Raw genomic sequence first — 20,762 nt, forward strand, 5'->3', positions numbered from 1 at the left:
CCTGATGGCCTGGCGGAGCGTATCCCCTCACCCTCTCCCCTGAAGGAGAGGGTTAATCGACGCTATTTAACGAATTGTTTGGTGATCTCCAGCAGCTGACGCACGTCCGCCGGACGGGTATTACCGCTGGCTTTATCAATAATAGAACTATAGATATGAGGGATAATTTTGCTCACTCCCGCTTCCAGAGCGATCTGCAGGATCTCGCCATAGTTTTCCAGATCGATCCCGCCGGTCGGTTCCAGCCAGAAATCATAGCGGGCGCACGCTTCAGCTACCGCAATAAACTCGTCACGATGCTTCAGACCGCCCATCGGGAAGTATTTGATCGAGCTTCCCCCCATATCCTTCAGTAAGGCAATGGCGGTTTCCAGCGGAACGACGCCATCTGGCGCGCCGCTGCTGAGCGGACCGGTGGAGATCTTCACCATCCCTGGCGTGCCGGTGGGCGACACCAGGCCATTAACCACGGTCTGATTCTGCCCCAACAGCGCGCGACTGGTCGCCACACCGGTAAACACCTGGTTGACGTGCTGCGGCTGTACCTGACGAGAGATCTCGCTGACCATCGCCGATTGATTAGGATCGCCCGCCCCCAGCCCCACCGAAAGCGCGTTATCAATTCGCTTCGCGTATTCGCGCATATCGGCTACCGCGCTGGCGACATCCGGATAATTTTTGGAGAGCACGCCCACCAGCACATGGCCTTCCGCCGCGACGTAAATCTCACTGGCGTTCTCTTTGCGGCCGGCCAGCACGTTCAGACAGACGCGGTCACGGTAAAAATTAGGGGTCAACTTCATGCCTTTTTCTCCTTATTCAGAACTTCTGCGATGCGACGGAAGACAATCTCCAACTGTCGGGAATTTACGCTGCGCACATCGGCCTCAATAATGCCTTCATTGGCTTTATAACCACGGAAATAGATGGCGTATTCGCCTTGCTTCAGCAAATTCACCAGATCGCCGGTGCTCACCCCGGTTACCGCTTCATCAAACTTAATTTCAGCGCGCGCGATATCGCGACCCGCGCTGTCCCAGACCACCCGCGCGCTCACGCCATCAAGCGTATTAATCTGGTTAATAAACGGCGTCATCTTCGCCACCATCTCTTTCCCGCTCTCTTTGGTTGATGTCAGGAAGTGTTCGATAGCGCAGGTCAGGCCCAAAATCCCCTCTTTGCCCACTTTCATCGCCCGACCAATACCATTAGCCTGGCGTTTTACCCACTCGACATATTTCGTTTTACCGATCACCAGCCCGCTGGTTGGCCCTTCGATAGCCTTCGCGCCGCTGTAAATAACCAGATCCGCACCGGCGTAATAGTAGGTCTGTAGATCCTCTTCCGCCGCGGCGTCGACGATCAGCGGCAGATTATGAATGCGCGCAACCGCGGCCGCCTGCGCCACGCTAAGCATGCTTTTCTGTACGCAGTGGTGGGATTTGATATACAAAATAGCCGCAGTACGTGGCGTGATCGCTGCCGTCATTTGCTCGGCGGAACATTCGTTGGCGTAGCCCGCTTCGACCAGTTTGCCGCCGCCCAGCGCCACCATGGTACCCACCGGCGCGCCAAAATTGACGTTATGGCCCTTTGGCAACACGATTTCATTGTTTGCAATCGGCGTCACATGCAGGTTTTCCAGCAGCCAGTCGCTGTCCTTCACCAGAACCGCCGCCACCGACTGCGCGATACCCGCCGAGGCGCAAGAGACAATGGTCGCTCCTTCAACATCCAGCAATCCCGCAATATAGGCGCCGGTTTTATTGACCAGATCTTTCATCTCGAAATATTGGGTCATTCCCGCCATCGCGGCTTCCACCACTTCCGGACGCGGCGTGGAGACGCCGAGAATGGTCATACGACCGGAGGTGTTGATCACCTGTTTTAAACCGTATTTCTCAAAAATCGAAGGCATTTTCCGCGCTCCCTTGTTCGGTCAGAAAGCCCTTGCCCGCACGAATGGCGGCAAGCGGCAGCAGAATCTTATCAGCCTGAAGGCTGTCGTTTTCAGCATCTACCAACACCGTTGGCCTGTGCGCGAGGGTAAATAGCGTGAGGTCCGCGTCATAGCCTACGTCCAGCCGTCCCTTGTGCGTCAGATGCAGGCCGTCAGCGGCATTGGCCGTTACGCAGTCAATGACCTGCGACAGGGACATGCCGATGGCGAGAAATTTCGACATCACCAGCGCCAGCGAACGCACCGGGCCATCAATACGATTGCGGCAGTAAATATCGGAGCTGATGGTATGCGGCAAAATGCCCATAGCAATCGCCCGGCGCGCCACTTCAAAGCTGAAGCTGGCAGTGCCGTGACCGATATCAAGGCGCACGCCGCGCTGTAAGGCGCGGGTAATCGAGCTCTTCAGCTCACCGGATGGCGTCAGAATGCGGTTGGGCTTGCCGTTATAGCAGTGGGTAATGATGTCACCAGACGTCAGCAGATCGGCGATTTCCTCAAGATCCGGCGGATTGTTGCCAATATGCACCATCAGCGGCAAGCCGCCATTTTCCTGCTGGAGAGCCTTCGCGCGTTCCAGCGGCGTGATACCGTTTTGCCCTACCACGCTGCTGCTCATCCGCGCCTTTAGCCCGACGATAAAGTTCGGGTAGCGGTTGACCGCCTGCTTCACCGCATCGGCATCAATATTGGTCATATTGGCCAGTTCGTTCTGGGCAATCAGCCCGACGCGGGAAATATTGAGCAGCGCATAAACGTCAGTCGATACTTTACGGGTCAGCTGATAGAAATCATCCACATCGTCCGCACCGGTACTGCCCGCGTCAATCACCGTAGTCACACCAGTGGCAATACCAACGCTATCCGGTTCATCATGGTAAATCGGTGAATTCGGATAGCAGTGGACGTGGGAATCAATCCAGCCAGCGCTGACGTAATAGCGCCCCCCCAGCTCGACGGTTTTGCGCGCAGGGGCGCTAATATCGCCCAGATCGGCAATTTTCCCGTCACGGATGGCGATATCGGTCAGGGTATCGTCGACGAGGCGCGCGCGACGAAGAAGTAAATCAAACATATCCATCTCCTGTAAAACCAGGTAAACCTTTTACCTGGATAGCGACTAAATGCCTTATCAGGCCTACGAAAAATCACTTATCCGTAGGCCTGATCGGCACAGCACCATCAGTCAATCAGCTAATTGCCACCGGGAAGATAGAACCAAGTAGCATCGCGCCAAGAATTGCGCCGCCAGTGATTGGCTTCTGCCAGATGTAGAACAGCAGCGCGCCAACAAGAGAACCGATACCGATGGGAATAGAGGCAGCCATTGCGCTGAGAATGATCAACGGCCCAAGAAAGCGGCCGGAGGCGTTCCCTGCGCCCATCATTACATCCGCGCCATAGGTGGAGTCACTCTGGTTGATGGTGAATTTACGCGCCAGGATGATGATGTAGCCAATCACCAGGCCAAGCACCAGACCGGTAACCAGGGAGGCGATAAAGTTGGTCACCGGGAACATAATACCCGCCCCCAGCAGCAGCGCCGGAACACCTAAACCAACCCCGGTCTGAATCGCCCCACCGATATCCAGAATCCCTACCAGTGAGCCCTCAATAATTCGGGCGAACAGAAAACTGGCACCGAAAGCCGCTACCGCGCCGTAGGCGCCCGTATCAATTCCCGCTTTCAACATGGCGACGAAGGCCACTTCGTTAAACGCGCCAATGCCATAGAGATAGTACATATGCGTTCCGGCAAAAACGCCGGATGAGAGCAAGCCAACAAAGATCGGGAACGACCAGTCGGCATACCAAAAACCTTTATTTTGTTCCATGAGAGGCTCCAGTTATTTACCGCTGAGCGAGTTGTGGATCAGTTCCAGCCAGTTCGGCACGGTCAGATGGAAGGATTCAATCATCTTCATATCGAAACCACGGAAGAAACCACTCAGAACGAACAACGCGATAATCGCCGCCATCATGACTTTAGTGACGCGGTGCCAGCCGCTCTCTTCCACGCCTTTACCAATCAAGATCCCCAACACCAGACCTGGAACCGCATTCCCCATAATCAACTGCGCCGCGCCGCCAAAAATCGTGGCCCAGAAACCGGATTTTTTCCCGGCCTCAATCGCCGCCAGCCAGAAGATAACCGGCATCACGGTATTCACCAGCAAGTTTGCCGCGGGTACCAGCACTTTAACCGCCGTCACCTGTAGCGCTTCAGGTACTGAAGACGCGGTCAGGTTCAGGAAGGTGACGACGATCATGCCAATAATGCCGCAGGCGATCGCCATCCTCTTCGGGTCATGCAACGTCTCGCCGACATTGCGGTTTTTGATCATCAGCGCCGCCGCCCCCCAGTTCGGAATAATGCGGTGGTCAACATCCTGGGTGAAGGAGCCTGCTGCGACAGAAGAAGCCCAGGCGTTGAAGAAAAAACCGAGGCCAAAAGAGAAGTGAGAAGCCGGATCGCCTTCACATGAATTCAGCTCGCCTAATGTACGAAATGCGCCCATCCCTTGCGTGGTGGGCGCATGAAACATGCGTGCCGCTCCGGCGCCCACACCGACGCCAACCAGGCCGCCGATAATGAGCGATTTTATTAAAATTATCAGGAACATAGTCTGACCCTTTGGTGAAAATCAGGTTTGCGTGACGAAATCCACTTTATCGAGATTAATGGCCGTCACGGTGACGGTAACATTCAGCTCAACGCTGTAAGTCCGTCGCTCACGGCGCAAAAAGATGAACAAGAACGCCTCTTTTCGTATCGCTTCACGCGCATAAACAACCTCCACATCCTGTGGCTCAATACGCAGTAAGATATGCGGCGACGTTTTCATGACCATCGCCTGTACATGGTTCAGAGCATCGGCAAAGGCCCGCGCTTTGCTCTCGCCTTTGCCGGTAACGCTCACCGTAACGGTGAATTGCTCTTTCATACTCACACGCCATACTTCTTCTTCCAGGCTTCGACCAGGCGCTCCCCCAGCTCTTCTTTATCCATAAAGCCGAAACCCAGCACGTTGTAGCCTTCATTGATCGCGGTGACGCCTTCATCAACGGAGCGCATACCATATTTTGCTTTGTAGCCATGTTTATTCTGCGCGGTGATCGCTCCCGCTCCGCCGCTGCCGCAGAAAGAGATGCCAAAGGTGGCGTTCTCGGCCTTCATCATGTCGCCCAGTTTCATATCCGCAGCAACGCCAGGTACCACCACTGCGCGAGCACCGGCTTTTTCCGCACCAGCAGCCACTTTTTGCCCTTTACCCAGGCGGTCGCCAATAACGACGGTAATCTGTTCCATTTTTTCTCCTTATAAATTGTCTTTCGCGACTTCAAAGTGAACCGACAGCAGCCAGGCTTCTTCATCTGGCAGATTGCCGAATTGCGCGACGACTTCGCGAGCCAATATCATTGAATCGTCTGAAATCTCTTCGAACAGGCTGGCATCCACTTCCGGCAGCGGCTCGCCGCTGATTGACCGATGGGCCATCGCCCGCACGTGGGAAGTCAGCATTTGCTCCTGCACGTCATTGGGAACGATGTTGCGATGGCTTAATAGTGCAAAAACCTGCTGCAGCATCTTGTCGGCCAGTTGTTCAGTGAGCATGGCCTGTTCCTCTGAGACGTTTGTTACCGCTCCGTTATTCACTTACGTTTCCCCGTTGATATCTCTGGGGATAAAACTAATACTGAGGAGAAAGAGTTTGTAGCGAGTTGTTTTCCACTTCGAAGTGGAAAGATGGACGGCTGATGCGATCTTGATCACATAAACATGAGTAGAATGTTCTTTTTTACATATTATTGTGACGCATATCACAATATAGAGACATCAACAAGGCGGGTATAGCGGAACAGAAAAGCGGAAAAATGTGACGGGACGACGCTTTTTCGTTGCAGGAGGACACAACGCCCTCCTGAAAAAAGAAATTAGCGGTACTTCTTGTGATAAGTATTACGGGTGGTTTTAAACTCTTCCGCTGCAGCCCGGGCCTCTTTGATTTTACCTTCGTCAGCGAACTTCAACGCTCCGTCTATCTGACCAATCAGCACATCCAGACCATGACGATAATCTTTCATTTCCGCGCTATCGGCGGCTTTACCTTCCAGCCGGGGCGGCGTCTCTTTCTGGGCGTCGACCGCCGCAGTACGCATCTTATTCAGCGCCGCTTTCAGTTCGCCGGCATCCGACGTTTTCTGCACCACTTGCAGATTCTCGGCGAGGGTATCCATATCTTCGCCCAGATCGGCAAAAGCCGAAGCCGAACCGAGGGCGAAAGCAGAGACAGCCAGCATCGCTAACAGTTTTTTACGCATTGCTCACTTCCTTTTTTATTATTAAGCAAACAGGTATTATTGCCCGGCGATTTTCATCTCCGGCAGCAGTACGGAACCGCACTGAATGTTGCTGCGCGTTTCGATATCGTCGCCGATGGTCACGATATTACGCCACATTTCTTTCAGATTTCCTGCAATGGTGATTTCACTGACCGGATACTGAATTTCGCCGTTTTCTACCCAGAAGCCAGATGCGCCGCGTGAGTAGTCGCCGGTGATGCCGCTTACACCCTGCCCCATCAGTTCCGTCACGACAAGACCGGTACCCATCTCTTTAAGCAACTTTGCAAAACTCAAACCGCGGCCGCTGATGCGCCAGTTGTGGATACCGCCCGCGTGGCCGGTACTTTTTAACCCCAGCTTACGGGCAGAATAGTTAGTCAGTAGCCACTGGGTTAGCACGCCGTCTTTAACGATATCACGACGTTCGGTACGCACGCCTTCGCTATCAAACGGGGTGGAAGCCAACCCTTTCAGCAGATGCGGATGCTCTTCAATGGTCAGCCAGTCCGGCAGGATCTGGCTACCCAAAGCATCAAGCAGGAAGGTGGATTTACGATAAACAGCACTGCCGGCAATCGCCCCGACCAGATGACCAAACAACCCGGTGGCCACTTCACTGGCGAAAATCACCGGCGCTTTCATCGTCGACAGCTTGCGTGGCGACAGACGTGACAGCGTGCGGCGAGCGCACTCCTCGCCAACCCACTCCGGCGATTGCAGATCGTCAATCGCCCGACCAAGTGTGTAGGCGTAATCGCGTTCCATATCGCCCTGCTCTTCGGCAATCACGCAACTGGAGAGTGAATGGCGAGTAGAGCAGTAGCTTTGCAGCATACCGTGGCTGTTGCCGAATACTTTGATACCGTAGTGGCTATTAAAGCTGCCGCCTTCGGTATTATTGATGCGTTTATCCGCTTTCAGCGCCGCCTGCTCTGCCCGGGATGCCAGTTCAATGGCTTCATCCGGGGAAACGTCCGCCGGGTGGAACAGGTCGAGATCCGGCGCCTCAAAGGCCAGCAGCGCTTTATCCGCCACGCCCGCGCACGGATCGGGCGAGGTGTAACGGGCAATATCTAATGCCGCCTGCACCGTGCGGGCAATCGCCTGTGGGCTAAGGTCCGTCGAGGAGGCGCTGCCTTTACGGTTCTGGTGATAAACGGTGATGCCTAATGCGCCATCGCTATTAAATTCTACGTTCTCCACTTCGCCGTAGCGGGTGCTGACGCCGATGCCGGTCGTTTTGCTGACGGAGACTTCCGCACCGTCGGATTTGCCTGCCGCCAGTTCCAGCGCCGTGGTCACGGCCTCTTCCAGCGTCTTACGCTGTTGTGCAACTTGAGAGATGACTTTCATCGCTAATGCCATAATGTAAGAAGGAGTTAACTGAAGTCTAACAGAGAACCGTTTTTCAGTGCGCGCCTTAACTGGTAACATTAGCCTCTTTTTTAAGGAACCTGAAATGACAAAGCAGCCCAAAGACTGGCTCGACGACGTTCCCGGTGATGACGTCGAAGATGAAGACGATGAAATTATCTGGGTCAGTAAAAGTGAAATTAAGCGCGACGCGGAAGAGCTCAAGCGTCTTGGCGCGGAAATGGTCGAGCTGGGAAAAAACGCGCTGGATAAAATCCCGCTGGATACTGACTTGCGTGACGCCATTGAACTCGCCCAGCGAATCAAGAAAGAAGGCCGTCGCCGCCAGCTACAGTTAATTGGGAAGTTGCTGCGCAATCGTGATGTGGAACCGATTCGTCAGGCGCTGGACAAGCTGAAGAACCGCCACAATCAGCAAGTTGCACTGTTCCATAAACTTGAACAGATCCGCGATCGTCTGCTTGATAATGGTGACGATGCCGTTGCGGAAGTACTGAATCTGTGGCCTGACGCCGACCGTCAGCAGCTACGTTCGCTTATCCGTAACGCCAAAAAAGAGAAAGAAGGCAACAAGCCGCCGAAGTCCGCGCGTCTTATCTTCCAGTATCTGCGTGAACTGGCCGAGAGCGAAGGCTAAGTTTTCCCGACCTCCCGGATTATGGCCGATGCCCGATCCGGGCGCCGATGTGAATATTCGTGACTGCTCGTAAAACCGCAGTCATGTTCCCTGGCAGCGGTGAAGTCGAGGGCAAATTGAATATTTTATTCACTTAAAGGTTTAAATGTTTCATTTTTATCTTGAATGACTTTTATATTTAACTTTTATTTTACATAATCATTTATCTTTTTCTCACTATTGCCTCATTTTCAGGTTCATCAGCGAATCCAGAATAAACATATCTCTTTGTTTTTATTAATCTCGACATAAAAGTCCGCTTGTTAAAGCGCTGCTCTTTTCAGCAGTTTGCTTATCTTTGATCCATCTCTCAAAACGGTTTTTGTATTTCATTCATTATTCTAATTGAAAAATAAATTTCATTATGGCGTGAATAAAAACCGAATCACACGTTGGCACATTCCGATCGGTCAGTTCTGTTAATTAAAACCAGGCATCTGCAGTGGCGGACGGTTTGGCGTCATTACAGTTAAGGCACGCGTTTTACTTAAGAGAATTGAATCCCTTATGGAGAAAACTTATGTCACTCATAACCAGTAATGACGATCTCGACGCCCTGGTCGCACGGGTACGAAAAGCGCAGCAGGCGTATGCGACCTTTCCTCAGGAGAAAGTCGACAAAATATTCCGCGCCGCGGCGCTGGCCGCTGCCGATGCTCGTATTCCGCTGGCAAAAATGGCGGTCGCCGAGTCCGGCATGGGCATCGTTGAAGATAAAGTCATTAAAAATCACTTCGCTTCCGAATATATCTACAACGCCTATAAAGATGAAAAAACCTGCGGGGTGCTTAGCGAGGATGAAGCCTTCGGCACGATCACTATCGCCGAACCCATCGGGCTGATCTGCGGCATTGTTCCCACCACCAACCCGACCTCCACCGCCATTTTTAAATCGCTGATTAGCTTAAAAACCCGTAATGGGATCATCTTTTCTCCGCATCCGCGGGCGAAAAATGCCACTAATCGTGCAGCGGAAATCGTACTGCGCGCAGCAGTCGAAGCCGGTGCGCCGCCGGATATCATTGGCTGGATTAACGAGCCAACCGTTGAATTATCTAACCGACTGATGCACCACCCGGATATCAATCTGATCCTCGCGACCGGTGGGCCGGGCATGGTGAAAGCCGCTTACAGTTCCGGTAAACCAGCAATTGGCGTCGGTGCAGGCAACACGCCGGTGGTAATTGATGAAACTGCCGATGTGAAGCGCGCGGTGGCCTCTATTCTGATGTCAAAAACCTTCGATAACGGCGTTATCTGCGCCTCCGAACAGTCGGTCGTGGTGGTGGATGCCGTCTATGACGCGGTTCGCCAGCGCTTTGCCAGCCACGGCGGCTATCTGCTGCAGGGCAAAGAACTGAAAGCGGTTCAGGGAATTCTGCTAAAAAATGGCGCGCTCAATGCGGCGATTGTCGGCCAGTCGGCGGTTAAAATCGCCGAAATGGCCGGGATCAGCGTTCCTGTGGAGACCAAAATTTTAATTGGCGAAGTCAACGTTATCGATGACAGCGAGCCTTTTGCCCATGAGAAGCTTTCGCCGACGCTGGCGATGTACCGGGCAAAAGATTTTGCCGACGCCGTGAAAAAAGCGGTGAAGCTGGTGGATATGGGCGGTATCGGCCACACCTCTTGTCTCTATACCGATCAGGATAACCAGTCAGACCGGGTAATGGCTTTTGGCGAAAAAATGAAAACCGCACGCATTCTGATTAATACCCCGACCTCCCATGGCGGGATCGGCGATCTCTATAACTTCAGTCTCGCCCCTTCCCTGACGCTGGGCTGCGGCTCCTGGGGGGGGAACTCCATCTCGGAAAACGTCGGGCCTAAGCACTTGATTAACAAGAAAACCGTGGCTAAGCGAGCTGAAAATATGCTGTGGCATAAACTTCCCAAATCTATCTATTTTCGCCGCGGTTCCCTGCCCATCGCCCTGGCGGAAGTGATCGGCGATGGCCATAAGCGCGCACTGCTCGTGACTGACCGCTTCCTGTTTAACAATGGCTATGCTGACCAGATCACCTCCGTGCTGAAAGCGGCTGGCGTTGAAACTGAAGTTTTCTTTGAAGTTGAAGCAGACCCGACGCTGACTATCGTGCGTAAAGGCGCGGAGCTGGCAAACTCCTTCAAACCAGACGTGATCATCGCGCTGGGCGGCGGCTCCCCGATGGATGCGGCAAAAATCATGTGGGTCATGTATGAACATCCGGAAACTCACTTTGAAGAGCTGGCGCTGCGCTTTATGGATATCCGTAAACGTATCTACACCTTTCCGAAAATGGGCGTCAAAGCCCGGATGGTCGCCATCACCACAACGTCGGGCACCGGCTCTGAAGTGACGCCATTTGCGGTGGTGACCGATGATGCCACCGGACAGAAATATCCGCTGGCAGACTACGCGCTGACCCCGGATATGGCGATTGTCGATGCAAATCTGGTAATGGACATGCCGAAATCCCTGTGTGCTTTCGGCGGTCTGGATGCGGTCACGCACGCGCTGGAAGCTTACGTTTCCGTACTGGCGTCCGAGTATTCCGATGGCCAGGCGCTGCAGGCGCTGAAACTGCTGAAAGCGTACTTGCCAGCCTCCTATCATGAAGGATCGAAAAACCCGGTGGCCCGTGAACGTGTCCATAATGCGGCAACCATCGCCGGGATCGCCTTTGCCAATGCCTTCCTCGGCGTGTGCCACTCTATGGCGCATAAACTGGGTTCCCAGTTCCACATTCCTCACGGTCTGGCGAACGCCCTGATGATCTGCAACGTCATCCGTTATAACGCTAACGACAACCCGACCAAGCAGACGGCATTCAGCCAGTATGACCGTCCGCAAGCCCGCCGTCGTTATGCGGAAATTGCCGACCACCTCGGCCTGAGCGCGCCGGGCGATCGCACCGCGGCGAAAATCGAGAAGCTGCTGGCATGGCTGGAGATCCTCAAAGCCGATCTGGGTATTCCAAAATCCATCCGCGAAGCGGGCGTGCAGGAAGCGGATTTCCTGGCTCAGGTAGACAAGCTGTCTGAAGATGCGTTCGACGATCAGTGTACCGGAGCGAACCCACGCTATCCGCTTATTGCCGAATTAAAACAACTGCTGTTAGACAGCTTCTACGGCAATAAATATACGGAAAAACCACGGGTTGCGGCCGCCGAAAAATCCACCAAACCGGAGGCCATCACTGAGAAATAACAACTGTGTCGCCTGACAGATTCACACGAGTCCCTGACCCGGCAGCAGAAAATTAACCATGGGTTATTTTCGCCGCCAGGTCAGAACCTGATTTTTAGAGCACGTAGAACGATATCATCATGGAGAAAAATATGACTACCGTCCCAAGATTGAAATATTTCGTTGATGGTCAATGGCGCGTTTCGCAGACCGAACGCTATATGGACGTCTATAACCCAAGTACCGGGGAGGTCATGGCTCAGGCTCCCTGCTGTACCGAGCAAGAAGTGCTGGATGCGATTGCCGCAGCCCGTAAAGCCTTTCCGGCGTGGTCAAATACTCCGGCAATTAAACGCTCACAAATTATGTACCGCGTTCGCGAATTATTAATTCAGAACCAGGAACGCTTAACCGAGCTAGTGGCAAAAGAGAACGGTAAGGCCTGGGGCGATGCCGAAGGTGATGTATTAAAAGCAAAAGAAGGCACCGAGCTTGCCTGCGGCATCCCAACATTGATCGCGGGTGAAAACCTGATGGACGCGTCATCCGGGATCGACACCAACCTTTATCGCGAACCCATTGGCGTATTCGCCGGTATCGTGCCTTTTAACTTCCCCGCGATGATCCCGATGGGCTGGATGACGCCGTTATGCGTCGCTTCCGGTAATACAATAGTGATCAAAGCCGCCAGTATGACCCCGATGACCTGCATGGAGATCGCCAAACTTTATCAGGAAGCAGGCGTGCCGGATGGCGTGATTAACATTGTGACCTGCTCACGTAATGAGGCCGATATTCTGCTGACTCATCCCGATGTTAACGGCGTCTCCTTTGTCGGCTCCACCTCCGTGGGTCTCCACGTTTATTCCAAAGCTGCCGCCCACGGTAAACGCGTCCAGGCGCTGTGCGAAGCGAAAAACCATGCGCTGGTGCTGGCCGACGCACCGATTAACCGCACCGCTGCCGGGATTATCAACGCCGCGTTCGGCTGCGCAGGCGAACGCTGCATGGCGCTGCCGGTGGTCGTTGTACAGGAAGAGATCGCCGATAAATTGATTGCCGCGGTCGTCGAAAAAGCCAAACAGCTCAAAGTCGGCCCGGGCTATTTGCGCGATACCGATATGGGTCCGGTGATTTCCAAAAGCCACAAACAGTCGGTCATCAACTGGATTAATAAAGGGCTCGAAGAAGGCGCCAGGCTGGTTCTCGATGGGCGTGACATTAAAGTGCCGGGCCAGGAGAACGGTTTCTACGTCGGGCCAACCGTGCTGGATCACGTCACCGAGAAAATGAGCGTCGGCACAACAGAAATCTTCGGGCCGGTCCTGTGCTTTAAACGGGTGAAAACCTTCGAGGAAGGTCTGCAGGTCATGAACAATAACCCTTTCGCCAATGGCTCGGTTATTTTCACCCAGAGCGGCTACTACGCCCGTGAGTTCCAGAAACGTACCCACGGCGGCATGGTAGGGATTAACGTCGGCATCCCGGTACCGGTTGGCGTGTTCCCGTTCTCAGGCCATAAACACTCTTTCTTCGGCGATCTGCACTGTCTGGGTAAAGATGGTGTACGTTTCTATACCGAATCAAAATGCGTCACTACGCGCTGGTTTGATGAAGAAGAAGCGAAGCGTGAAAAAGTCGACTCCTGGGACGGTACGATTTAATCGGCAAATAAAATCTTTACCCTAAATAATTCGAGTTGCAGGGAAAAATGGTCAACCGTTTTTAACAGTGCCTGCAACTTGAAGCATAACGGAAATCACTCCCTCCAGATATTGCGACAGCAATATCTGGGGTATTAATGGGATTTTTTTACTCTGCACCTGTCATTGCATCTCACATGGCCAATGCACACTAAAAAAATCCTTAATATTAAAATGGAGTTCCCTATGATCCAGGCCTTCTCAATTCCACGCAGTATTATTTATGGCGAAAATGCTTTAGAACATCTGTCGACGCTAAGCGGTAAAAAAGCGGCATTAGTCACCGGCGGCAGTTCAATGAAGCGCTTTGGTTTTCTGGATAAAGCCATCACTGAACTTAACAAAGCGGGTATCGAATGCATTATTATCGATAATGTTGAACCTAATCCGTCAATTAAAACTGTCTGGCGCGGCGCAAAAGAGATGCTGGCCTTTGAGCCTGACTGGATAGTGGCAATCGGCGGCGGTTCCGCGCTTGATGCCGCCAAAGTCATGTGGTGTTTCTATGAGCACCCGCAATTGACGTTCGAAGAGATCATCCCGGTCGGCGCCATGCCGCCGCTGCGCAACAAAGCCCGGTTTGTTGCGATCCCGTCCACCAGCGGCAGCGCATCAGAAATCACCGCATTCTCGGTGATTACCGATACGGCGAATCATATTAAGTACCCCATTGTCGCCGCCGATCTGGTACCAGATATCGCCATTCTCGATCCCACGATCCCGGCTAAAATGCCGCCGCACGTCACCGTCCACACCGGTATGGATGTCCTGACCCACGCGATTGAAGCCTATGTATCCACCGCATCCAACTCGTTTACCGACCCCTATGCAGTAGAAGCTATTCGCCTGGTGTTTACATATCTGGAAACAGCATACCGCTCGCCTGATGATTTAAACGCTCGCATGCATATGCATAATGCCTCTGCGCTGGCGGGAATCGCCTTTACCAATGCATCGTTAGGATTAGTGCATTCAATGGCGCATAAAATTGGCGGCGAGTTCGGCATTACACATGGCCTGGCAAACGCCATTATGTTGCCTTATATCATCCAGTATAATGCGAAATTCACGAAAAAATATCACCAGCTTGAAGCCGCGTTAGGGATAACTAATCTGATTGAGAAGATTAAAGATCTGAATACACGTCTGGAAATCCCACCAACATTAAGTCAGTGTAATGAAGTTGATATTAATGAAGTAACTTTCGTGAATGTTCTCGACAGAATGAGCGCCAATGCCGTCGACGATCCCTGCACATTAACAAACCCCAACTATCCGTCGGTTCAGGATGTGAAGGGGTTATATACTAAAGCATTCTACGGCGCATAATCGCCATCCCGTCGGCTTTTTAAACCGCAAAATACGTTGCATCAGGCGGTAGGGGTTATCCACACCTCTACCGCCTTCTTTTTTCTGTTCCCGTCGCAGGATAAATCAAAGCTGAATCGTTAAAGCTAAAAACGATTAAGTTCACATATTTCATATATGTGAATGGTTAATTACAAATAAAAATGAGATTTAAATCCCATTTATAGATATAAAATCGCATATTTCCTCACCAGGTGAAACATCTCACATTTCAAAAATCCAGTTACCACTAAATTTCCCGAACCAGAAACACAATCGATTCAGCAAAAGGGATGAAAAATGAAAAAGACATTAGCTTTAACAGCAATCGCCATGCTTATCTCTGGGCCGGTCATGGCAAAAACATGGGTGCTGACAAACGCTGAAAGCGGCATGGATAAAGGAAACTGGCAAATAACCAGCGATCAGCTGAAGATAAAAGATCATACCTTCAGCATTGAGCAAAAAGTGCTGCACGGCGGTAAACAGGAGGGCAGTAAAATCCTCATAATCCGCAGCAAAGATGGCCTGACTATTACCCTGAGCCCGACCCGTGGCATGGATCTGCTGAAAATTGAAGGTTTCGGCTCGCGAATGGGCTGGGACTCACCGGTAAAAGAGGTGGTCAACCCGGCCTTTATTAACCTGGAAAGTCGTAATGGTCTGGGTTGGCTGGAAGGGTTCAATGAGATGATGGTGCGCTGCGGTTATGAATGGACCGGCCATCCGGTGACCGCCGACGGGCAAATTTATACCCTGCATGGCAGAGCCGGCAACACGCCAGCCTCTCAGGTAGAAGTTGAGGTGGCGGATAGCGCGCCTTATGAAATTCGCGTGCGCGGGCTAATAAAAGAGAGCGCCTTCAAGAAAGTGAATTTACAAACCATGACTGAGCTGCGCTATGTGCCTGGCAGCAATAGCTTCAGCCTGCATGATGTCTTAACCAACCACGCCGACTATCCTCATGATTATCAAATCATCTATCACAGCAACTTCGGTAAACCGATCCTCGAAGAAGGCGCCCGATTTATCGCGCCAATATCCAGTATCAGCCCGTTCAATGACTATGCTAAAGCCGGTTTAAAAACCTGGCAAACCTACGCCGGTCCGACCAAAAATTTCGATGAGATGGTCTTTAATATCCAGCCGCTGGCGGATGCTAATCATCAGAGCCTGGCTGCGGTGGTCAACAAAGCGGGAGATAAAGGCGCGTCCATTCAGTTCGATACCCGGCAGCTACCGGTGCTGACGCTATGGAAAAATACTGATACCGAGAAACAAGGCTATGTGACCGGTATTGAACCCGGCACCAGCTACGCCTATCCGGTAACCATCGAGCGTGAACAGAAACGCGTTAAGCAGCTTCAGCCTGGGGCCAGCACGCAATTCGATCTGACCTATACATTGCTGCATAACAGCAAACAAGTGGCCGACATTGAGAAGAAAATTGCCGCTATTCAAGGAAATACCCCTGTCGCGGAAAACGAAACGCCGATCGCGAAAGAGTAATGTCACGCACAGAGGATAGCGTAACCCGGTAACGAAAAGCATCTGCCCTCACACAGAGGGCAGATAAACAAAGCGTCTCGCTTACCCGGCAGCCTGCGCTTTTTTCGCCAGCTTATCGAGCAACTTCTGATGAATGCCGCCAAACCCGCCGTTACTCATCACCAGAATGTGGTCGCCCGGATGCGCGGTTTTGACAATCATATCCACCAGATTATCGACATCGGCGCTCCAGTGCGCAGGCTGTACGCAGGCGTCAGCCACTTCAGCGACCTGCCACGGAATATGCTGAGGCTGCAGCAGGAAGACTTCATCCGCGCGACCAAGCGATGGCGCCAGGTCGTCTTTGCAAATGCCCATTTTCATAGTGTTGGAACGCGGTTCAAGCACGGCAAGAATTCGCGCGGTACCGCCAACTTTGCCGCGCAGCGCCTGCAAAGTCGCCAGAATCGCCGTCGGGTGGTGGGCAAAATCGTCGTATACGGTGACGCCGTTGGCTTCGCCGCGAAGTTCCAGACGGCGGCGGGCGTTGATAAAGCTGCCCAGCGCATTGGCCGCATCGGCAGGCTGTACGCCGACATGCCGGGCGGCAGCAATGGCCATCAGGCCGTTATGCATATTATGTTCACCAACCAGCGCCCACTTCACCTCGCCAACTTTCTCTCCGTCCAGCCACACTTCCCATGAGGAAGCATCGGTGGTCAGCTTTTTCGCCTGCCAGTGGCCCTGTTCGCCGACCAGTTCCTGCTCGCTCCAGCAGCCCATCGCCATCGTCTGTTTCAGATTGATGTCGTTCTCAGGCAGAATGATTTTGCCCTTGCCCGGCACAATGCGCACCAGATGATGGAACTGTTTCTGGATGGCCTTCAGATCGTCAAAGATATCCGCATGATCAAACTCAAGGTTATTGAGAATCAACGTACGCGGGCAGTAGTGAACGAACTTAGAGCGCTTATCGAAGAAAGCACAGTCATATTCATCGGCTTCAATCACGAAGAACGGGCTGTCGCCAAGGCGCGCGGACACATCAAAGTTGCCCGGTACGCCGCCGATGACAAAGCCCGGCTTGTAGCCACAGGCTTCAAGGATCCATGTCGCCATCCCGGCGGTGGTGGTTTTACCATGCGTCCCGGCAACCGCCAGCACCCAGCGATCGCGCAGGACAAAGTCGTGCAGCCACTGCGGCCCGGACATATACGGGATGTTATTTTCCAGCACCGCTTCCACGCACGGGTTGCCGCGCGTCATCGCGTTACCGATGATCACCAGATCCGGCTGCGGATCCAGCTGGCTGGCATCATACCCCTGGATTAATTCAATTCCCTGAGTTTCCAGCAAGGTACTCATCGGCGGATAAACGTTCGCATCCGACCCCGTTACCTCATGACCAAGGGAGCGCGCCAGCACCGCCAGCCCCCCCATAAACGTGCCACAGATTCCTAAAATATGAATGCGCATTCGTCATTTCCTTCTCTTATCTGAAGCACAGTTTACCGGGATGTTGGGGGGGAAAGAAATGCATTTAGGGCGAATCCGCATTTTGCTGGCGCGATTCACCTGTGCGAACTTTTTTTATTCTTTGTTAAGATTGTGATGTTCGTTTTACTTCACATAAACATGCAGGGAACGGGTTATGAAAACGTTAGGTGAATTTATTGTCGAAAAGCAGCATGAGTTCTCTCACGCTACTGGCGAGCTTACTGCTTTGTTGTCGGCGATAAAGTTAGGCGCCAAGATCATCCACCGCGATATCAATAAGGCCGGTCTGGTCGATATCCTGGGTGCCAGCGGTGCCGAAAACGTTCAGGGCGAGGTACAACAAAAACTCGACCTGTTCGCCAATGAAAAATTAAAAGCTGCACTGCGAGCACGTGATATTGTTGCCGGGATCGCCTCTGAAGAAGAAGATGAAATCGTCGTCTTTGAAGGGTGCGAACACGCCAAATACGTGGTGCTGATGGACCCTCTGGATGGCTCCTCTAACATTGACGTTAATGTCTCGGTCGGCACGATTTTCTCTATCTATCGTCGCGTCACACCGGTGGGCACGCCCGTTACCGAAGAAGATTTTCTGCAACCGGGTAACCGGCAGGTCGCCGCAGGCTATGTGGTTTACGGCTCCTCGACGATGCTGGTCTATACCACCGGCTGCGGCGTCCACGCTTTTACCTACGACCCGTCCCTTGGCGTCTTCTGCCTGTGTCAGGAGCGCATGCGCTTCCCGGAAAAAGGCAACACCTATTCCATCAACGAAGGCAACTACATCAAATTCCCGATGGGCGTGAAGAAGTACATCAAGTACTGCCAGGAAGAAGATAAAGAGACCCAGCGCCCCTACACCTCGCGCTATATCGGTTCTCTGGTGGCGGATTTCCACCGTAACCTGCTAAAAGGCGGCATCTATCTCTACCCGAGCACCGCCAGCCACCCGGAAGGCAAGCTGCGCCTGCTGTATGAATGCAACCCGATGGCGTTCCTCGCTGAACAGGCGGGCGGCAAAGCCAGCGATGGCAAAGAGCGCATTCTGGATATTATCCCGGAAAGCCTGCACCAGCGTCGCTCTTTCTTCGTCGGCAATAATCATATGGTGGAAGACGTCGAGAACTTTATTAAAGCGTTCCCGGACGCGTAAAGCCCTTCCCCCTCCTGATGACGGGAGGGGGCATCTCCCCTCAGCGCTCCACTCTTGATACCGGCGAGCTCTGCCGATTTTCCCATAATACCGTCAGACCTCGCTGAAACGCGATAAAGATAAACAGCAGAATGCCAATGGCGATCTTGGTCCACCATGAACTCAGCGTACCGTCGAAGTTGATATAGGTTTGAATCAGCCCCTGAATCGCAACGCCAAACAACGTGCCCAGCACCGTCCCGACACCGCCGCTTAACAGCGTGCCGCCAATCACCACCGAAGCGATCGCATCCAGCTCGACCCCCACGCCCGCCAGCGCATAGCCCGCCTGGGTATAAATGGAAAAAACGATCCCCGCCAGCGTCGCCAGCCCGGTGGAAAGCATATAGATGCGGATCGTCGTGCTGCGCGTAGAGATCCCCATCAGATTCGCCGATGTTGCATTGCCGCCAATAGCATAAACCTGATTGCCAAAACGAGTACGGTGAGCCAGAAAAATCCCTACCACCACCACCAGCAGCATCAGCAGCCCCATCGCGCTCAGACGGCCGCCGCCGGGTATCATCCATGCCAGTCCGGAGAGGGTGTCATACAGCGGATGATTGATGGGGATTGACTCTTCGGAAACCAGATAGCTGACACCGCGCAAGAAAAACATCCCGGCGAGCGTGATGATGAACGCCGGGATCTTCAGCGCATCGATCAGCAAGCCCATAAATGCGCCAAAAGCACACCCCATCACCAGCACCAGCGGAAACGCCACCAGCGGCGAAAATCCCCAGAAGCCGATCGCTTTGGCGAGAAATACGCCAGTAAAGGCGATAACCGATCCCACCGACAGATCGATCCCGCCGGAGAGGATCACGAAAGTCATGCCGACGGCGATAATCCCAAGAAAAGCATTATCGGTCAGGATATTGCAGATTACCCGCGTCGAAGCAAATCCCGGAAACTGAACCAGGCAGTAGAGGTACCCCAGCAGAAATACCGCCAGGGTGATCATTAACGGTAAATTACGTTTTATCATGGCTGCGCATCCCCTTCAGTAAACTGATAAAGCGCGGCGACTGGACAACCAGCACGCACAGCACCACCACCGCTTTGACGACCTGGTTAAGTTCCGGCTGGAATCCCGACAGCAGGATCCCGGTATTCATCCCCTGGATAATCAGCGCCCCAACCACCGAAAGCAGCAGGTTAAAACGCCCCCCCAGCAGCGAACCGCCGCCGATCACCACCGCCAGAATAGCGTCCATCTCCAGCCATAAACCGGCATTATTGGCATCGGCCCCGCGAATATCCGCCGCGACAATAATCCCGGCAATCGCCGCACAAACGCCGCTTAATACATAGGCCAGCATCGCCACAATGCGGGTATTCACCCCGGCGTTTTTCGCCGCGCGAATGTTAATGCCCACCGCTTCGATAAACATCCCCAGCGCGGTCTTGCGGGTAAACAGCCAGAACAGCAGCAGCGTGAGGACAGCGATAATCACCGGCGTCGGGAAAAGCAGCAGCGAACCGCTGCCAAGCCATGCAAGGTGTGGGGAATCAAAGGTCACAATCTGCCCGGAAGTGATTAACTGCGCCACGCCGCGACCGGCAACCATCAGGATTAACGTGGCGACAAAAGGCTGGATCTTCAGCATCGCCACCAGGATCCCGTTCCACAGACCGGCCAGCGCGCCAGCGGCCAGCGAGGCCAGCAGCACCACCGGCAGACTGTGTCCCGCCACGGTCATCGACGCCGCCGTCGCGCCGGCAATCGCCATCACCGCTCCGACAGAGAGGTCAATCCCGCCGGTGGCGATAACCAGCGTCATGCCGATCGCCAGCAGGGCAACCGGCGCTGCGCGGTTCAAAATATCAATGGGGCTTCCGAACAGCCGCCCTTCCTGGAGCACTATCTGGTAGAAATGCGGGGAAACCATGCTGTCGATCACCAGCACCAGCAGTAAGGCAATAATTTGCGGCATCCCCTTTGGCCAGGTAAAGCGCCGTTTCGGCTGGCCGGTTTTCGGAACTGATTGAGGCATCATCGGTTACTC

General features: G+C 53.3%; 19 protein-coding genes. 6 read left to right on the forward strand and 13 right to left on the reverse strand.

Annotated features, from left to right (window positions below):
- Nucleotides 1-62 precede the first annotated feature (62 nt).
- The 10 genes from dagF to pmbA form a co-directional block, all read right to left on the reverse strand.
- On the reverse strand, nucleotides 63-803 hold the full coding sequence (gene dagF / locus FE839_RS15235) for a 2-dehydro-3-deoxy-phosphogluconate aldolase (RefSeq protein ID WP_138361649.1): 741 nt from the start codon (nucleotides 801-803) through the stop codon (nucleotides 63-65).
- On the reverse strand, nucleotides 800-1,918 hold the full coding sequence (locus tag FE839_RS15240; protein ID WP_138361650.1) for a DgaE family pyridoxal phosphate-dependent ammonia lyase: 1,119 nt from the start codon (nucleotides 1,916-1,918) through the stop codon (nucleotides 800-802). The genes dagF and FE839_RS15240 overlap by 4 nt, the downstream gene beginning before the upstream one ends.
- Nucleotides 1,902-3,035, reverse strand: coding sequence for an amidohydrolase/deacetylase family metallohydrolase (locus FE839_RS15245; protein WP_138361651.1), 1,134 nt, complete (start codon nucleotides 3,033-3,035; stop codon nucleotides 1,902-1,904). Before FE839_RS15245 ends, FE839_RS15240 begins: the two co-directional genes overlap by 17 nt.
- Before the next feature lie 115 nt (nucleotides 3,036-3,150).
- The gene (locus FE839_RS15250) at nucleotides 3,151-3,795 is read right to left on the reverse strand and encodes a DUF4310 family protein (RefSeq protein ID WP_138361652.1); all 645 of its coding nucleotides are present in this window, start codon (nucleotides 3,793-3,795) and stop codon (nucleotides 3,151-3,153) included.
- A 12-nt stretch (nucleotides 3,796-3,807) separates the two neighbouring features.
- Nucleotides 3,808-4,584, reverse strand: coding sequence for a DUF4311 domain-containing protein (locus FE839_RS15255; protein ID WP_138361653.1), 777 nt, complete (start codon nucleotides 4,582-4,584; stop codon nucleotides 3,808-3,810).
- Between the two features lie 21 nt (nucleotides 4,585-4,605).
- On the reverse strand, nucleotides 4,606-4,905 hold the full coding sequence (locus tag FE839_RS15260; RefSeq protein WP_138361654.1) for a DUF4312 family protein: 300 nt from the start codon (nucleotides 4,903-4,905) through the stop codon (nucleotides 4,606-4,608).
- Nucleotides 4,906-4,907: 2 nt separating this feature from the next.
- On the reverse strand, nucleotides 4,908-5,270 hold the full coding sequence (locus FE839_RS15265) for an SFCGS family glycine-rich protein (RefSeq protein WP_110276583.1): 363 nt from the start codon (nucleotides 5,268-5,270) through the stop codon (nucleotides 4,908-4,910).
- Between the two features lie 9 nt (nucleotides 5,271-5,279).
- Complete coding sequence (locus FE839_RS15270) at nucleotides 5,280-5,618, reverse strand: glycine dehydrogenase (RefSeq protein ID WP_138361655.1); 339 nt, start codon at nucleotides 5,616-5,618, stop codon at nucleotides 5,280-5,282.
- A gap of 278 nt (nucleotides 5,619-5,896) precedes the next feature.
- A complete protein-coding gene (cybC, locus tag FE839_RS15275) occupies nucleotides 5,897-6,283 on the reverse strand; it encodes a cytochrome b562 (RefSeq protein ID WP_138361656.1) in 387 nt (128 codons plus the stop codon).
- A gap of 36 nt (nucleotides 6,284-6,319) precedes the next feature.
- The gene (gene pmbA / locus FE839_RS15280) at nucleotides 6,320-7,672 is read right to left on the reverse strand and encodes a metalloprotease PmbA (protein WP_138361657.1); all 1,353 of its coding nucleotides are present in this window, start codon (nucleotides 7,670-7,672) and stop codon (nucleotides 6,320-6,322) included.
- A gap of 94 nt (nucleotides 7,673-7,766) precedes the next feature.
- Between pmbA and yjgA the strand changes: the two genes are divergently transcribed.
- The 5 genes from yjgA to FE839_RS15305 all read left to right on the forward strand — a co-directional run bounded on the left by yjgA (nucleotide 7,767) and on the right by FE839_RS15305 (nucleotide 16,085).
- Nucleotides 7,767-8,318, forward strand: coding sequence for a ribosome biogenesis factor YjgA (gene yjgA, locus FE839_RS15285; RefSeq protein ID WP_138361658.1), 552 nt, complete (start codon nucleotides 7,767-7,769; stop codon nucleotides 8,316-8,318).
- A gap of 559 nt (nucleotides 8,319-8,877) precedes the next feature.
- Nucleotides 8,878-11,547: a bifunctional acetaldehyde-CoA/alcohol dehydrogenase gene (gene adhE, locus FE839_RS15290; protein ID WP_138361659.1), complete on the forward strand. Its 2,670-nt coding sequence runs from the start codon at nucleotides 8,878-8,880 to the stop codon at nucleotides 11,545-11,547.
- A 131-nt stretch (nucleotides 11,548-11,678) separates the two neighbouring features.
- On the forward strand, nucleotides 11,679-13,190 hold the full coding sequence (locus FE839_RS15295; protein WP_138361660.1) for a CoA-acylating methylmalonate-semialdehyde dehydrogenase: 1,512 nt from the start codon (nucleotides 11,679-11,681) through the stop codon (nucleotides 13,188-13,190).
- Between the two features lie 225 nt (nucleotides 13,191-13,415).
- Nucleotides 13,416-14,558 (forward strand): iron-containing alcohol dehydrogenase, encoded by a 1,143-nt coding sequence (locus FE839_RS15300; protein WP_138361661.1) that lies wholly within the window; start codon nucleotides 13,416-13,418, stop codon nucleotides 14,556-14,558.
- A gap of 318 nt (nucleotides 14,559-14,876) precedes the next feature.
- A complete protein-coding gene (locus tag FE839_RS15305; RefSeq protein ID WP_138361662.1) occupies nucleotides 14,877-16,085 on the forward strand; it encodes an aldose 1-epimerase family protein in 1,209 nt (402 codons plus the stop codon).
- Nucleotides 16,086-16,166: 81 nt separating this feature from the next.
- Here FE839_RS15305 and mpl read toward each other — a convergent pair whose 3' ends face one another.
- The gene (gene mpl, locus FE839_RS15310; protein WP_138361663.1) at nucleotides 16,167-17,540 is read right to left on the reverse strand and encodes a UDP-N-acetylmuramate:L-alanyl-gamma-D-glutamyl-meso-diaminopimelate ligase; all 1,374 of its coding nucleotides are present in this window, start codon (nucleotides 17,538-17,540) and stop codon (nucleotides 16,167-16,169) included.
- 175 nt (nucleotides 17,541-17,715) lie between these two features.
- Between mpl and fbp the strand changes: the two genes are divergently transcribed.
- Complete coding sequence (fbp, locus tag FE839_RS15315; protein ID WP_138361664.1) at nucleotides 17,716-18,714, forward strand: class 1 fructose-bisphosphatase; 999 nt, start codon at nucleotides 17,716-17,718, stop codon at nucleotides 18,712-18,714.
- Nucleotides 18,715-18,754: 40 nt separating this feature from the next.
- Here fbp and yjfF read toward each other — a convergent pair whose 3' ends face one another.
- Nucleotides 18,755-19,741, reverse strand: a complete 987-nt coding sequence (yjfF, locus tag FE839_RS15320; RefSeq protein ID WP_138361665.1) for a galactofuranose ABC transporter, permease protein YjfF — start codon at nucleotides 19,739-19,741, stop codon at nucleotides 18,755-18,757.
- Complete coding sequence (ytfT, locus tag FE839_RS15325) at nucleotides 19,728-20,753, reverse strand: galactofuranose ABC transporter, ATP-binding protein YtfT (RefSeq protein WP_138361666.1); 1,026 nt, start codon at nucleotides 20,751-20,753, stop codon at nucleotides 19,728-19,730. Before ytfT ends, yjfF begins: the two co-directional genes overlap by 14 nt.
- Between the last annotated feature and the right edge of the window lie 9 nt (nucleotides 20,754-20,762).

This window comes from Klebsiella indica, from assembly GCF_005860775.1.
Taxonomy (GTDB): Bacteria; Pseudomonadota; Gammaproteobacteria; order Enterobacterales; family Enterobacteriaceae; genus Klebsiella; species Klebsiella indica.

What these genes read in the sequence shown, in the direction of transcription:
- dagF (WP_138361649.1), bottom strand. Translation starts at nt 803, where the DNA reads ATGAAGTTGACCCCTAATTTTTACCGTGACCGCGTCTGTCTGAACGTG.
- FE839_RS15240 (WP_138361650.1), bottom strand. Translation starts at nt 1,918, where the DNA reads ATGCCTTCGATTTTTGAGAAATACGGTTTAAAACAGGTGATCAACACC.
- FE839_RS15245 (WP_138361651.1), bottom strand. Translation starts at nt 3,035, where the DNA reads ATGTTTGATTTACTTCTTCGTCGCGCGCGCCTCGTCGACGATACCCTG.
- FE839_RS15250 (WP_138361652.1), bottom strand. Translation starts at nt 3,795, where the DNA reads ATGGAACAAAATAAAGGTTTTTGGTATGCCGACTGGTCGTTCCCGATC.
- FE839_RS15255 (WP_138361653.1), bottom strand. Translation starts at nt 4,584, where the DNA reads ATGTTCCTGATAATTTTAATAAAATCGCTCATTATCGGCGGCCTGGTT.
- FE839_RS15260 (WP_138361654.1), bottom strand. Translation starts at nt 4,905, where the DNA reads ATGAAAGAGCAATTCACCGTTACGGTGAGCGTTACCGGCAAAGGCGAG.
- FE839_RS15265 (WP_110276583.1), bottom strand. Translation starts at nt 5,270, where the DNA reads ATGGAACAGATTACCGTCGTTATTGGCGACCGCCTGGGTAAAGGGCAA.
- cybC (WP_138361656.1), bottom strand. Translation starts at nt 6,283, where the DNA reads ATGCGTAAAAAACTGTTAGCGATGCTGGCTGTCTCTGCTTTCGCCCTC.
- pmbA (WP_138361657.1), bottom strand. Translation starts at nt 7,672, where the DNA reads ATGGCATTAGCGATGAAAGTCATCTCTCAAGTTGCACAACAGCGTAAG.
- yjgA (WP_138361658.1), top strand. Translation starts at nt 7,767, where the DNA reads ATGACAAAGCAGCCCAAAGACTGGCTCGACGACGTTCCCGGTGATGAC.
- adhE (WP_138361659.1), top strand. Translation starts at nt 8,878, where the DNA reads ATGTCACTCATAACCAGTAATGACGATCTCGACGCCCTGGTCGCACGG.
- FE839_RS15295 (WP_138361660.1), top strand. Translation starts at nt 11,679, where the DNA reads ATGACTACCGTCCCAAGATTGAAATATTTCGTTGATGGTCAATGGCGC.
- FE839_RS15300 (WP_138361661.1), top strand. Translation starts at nt 13,416, where the DNA reads ATGATCCAGGCCTTCTCAATTCCACGCAGTATTATTTATGGCGAAAAT.
- FE839_RS15305 (WP_138361662.1), top strand. Translation starts at nt 14,877, where the DNA reads ATGAAAAAGACATTAGCTTTAACAGCAATCGCCATGCTTATCTCTGGG.
- mpl (WP_138361663.1), bottom strand. Translation starts at nt 17,540, where the DNA reads ATGCGCATTCATATTTTAGGAATCTGTGGCACGTTTATGGGGGGGCTG.
- fbp (WP_138361664.1), top strand. Translation starts at nt 17,716, where the DNA reads ATGAAAACGTTAGGTGAATTTATTGTCGAAAAGCAGCATGAGTTCTCT.
- yjfF (WP_138361665.1), bottom strand. Translation starts at nt 19,741, where the DNA reads ATGATAAAACGTAATTTACCGTTAATGATCACCCTGGCGGTATTTCTG.
- ytfT (WP_138361666.1), bottom strand. Translation starts at nt 20,753, where the DNA reads ATGATGCCTCAATCAGTTCCGAAAACCGGCCAGCCGAAACGGCGCTTT.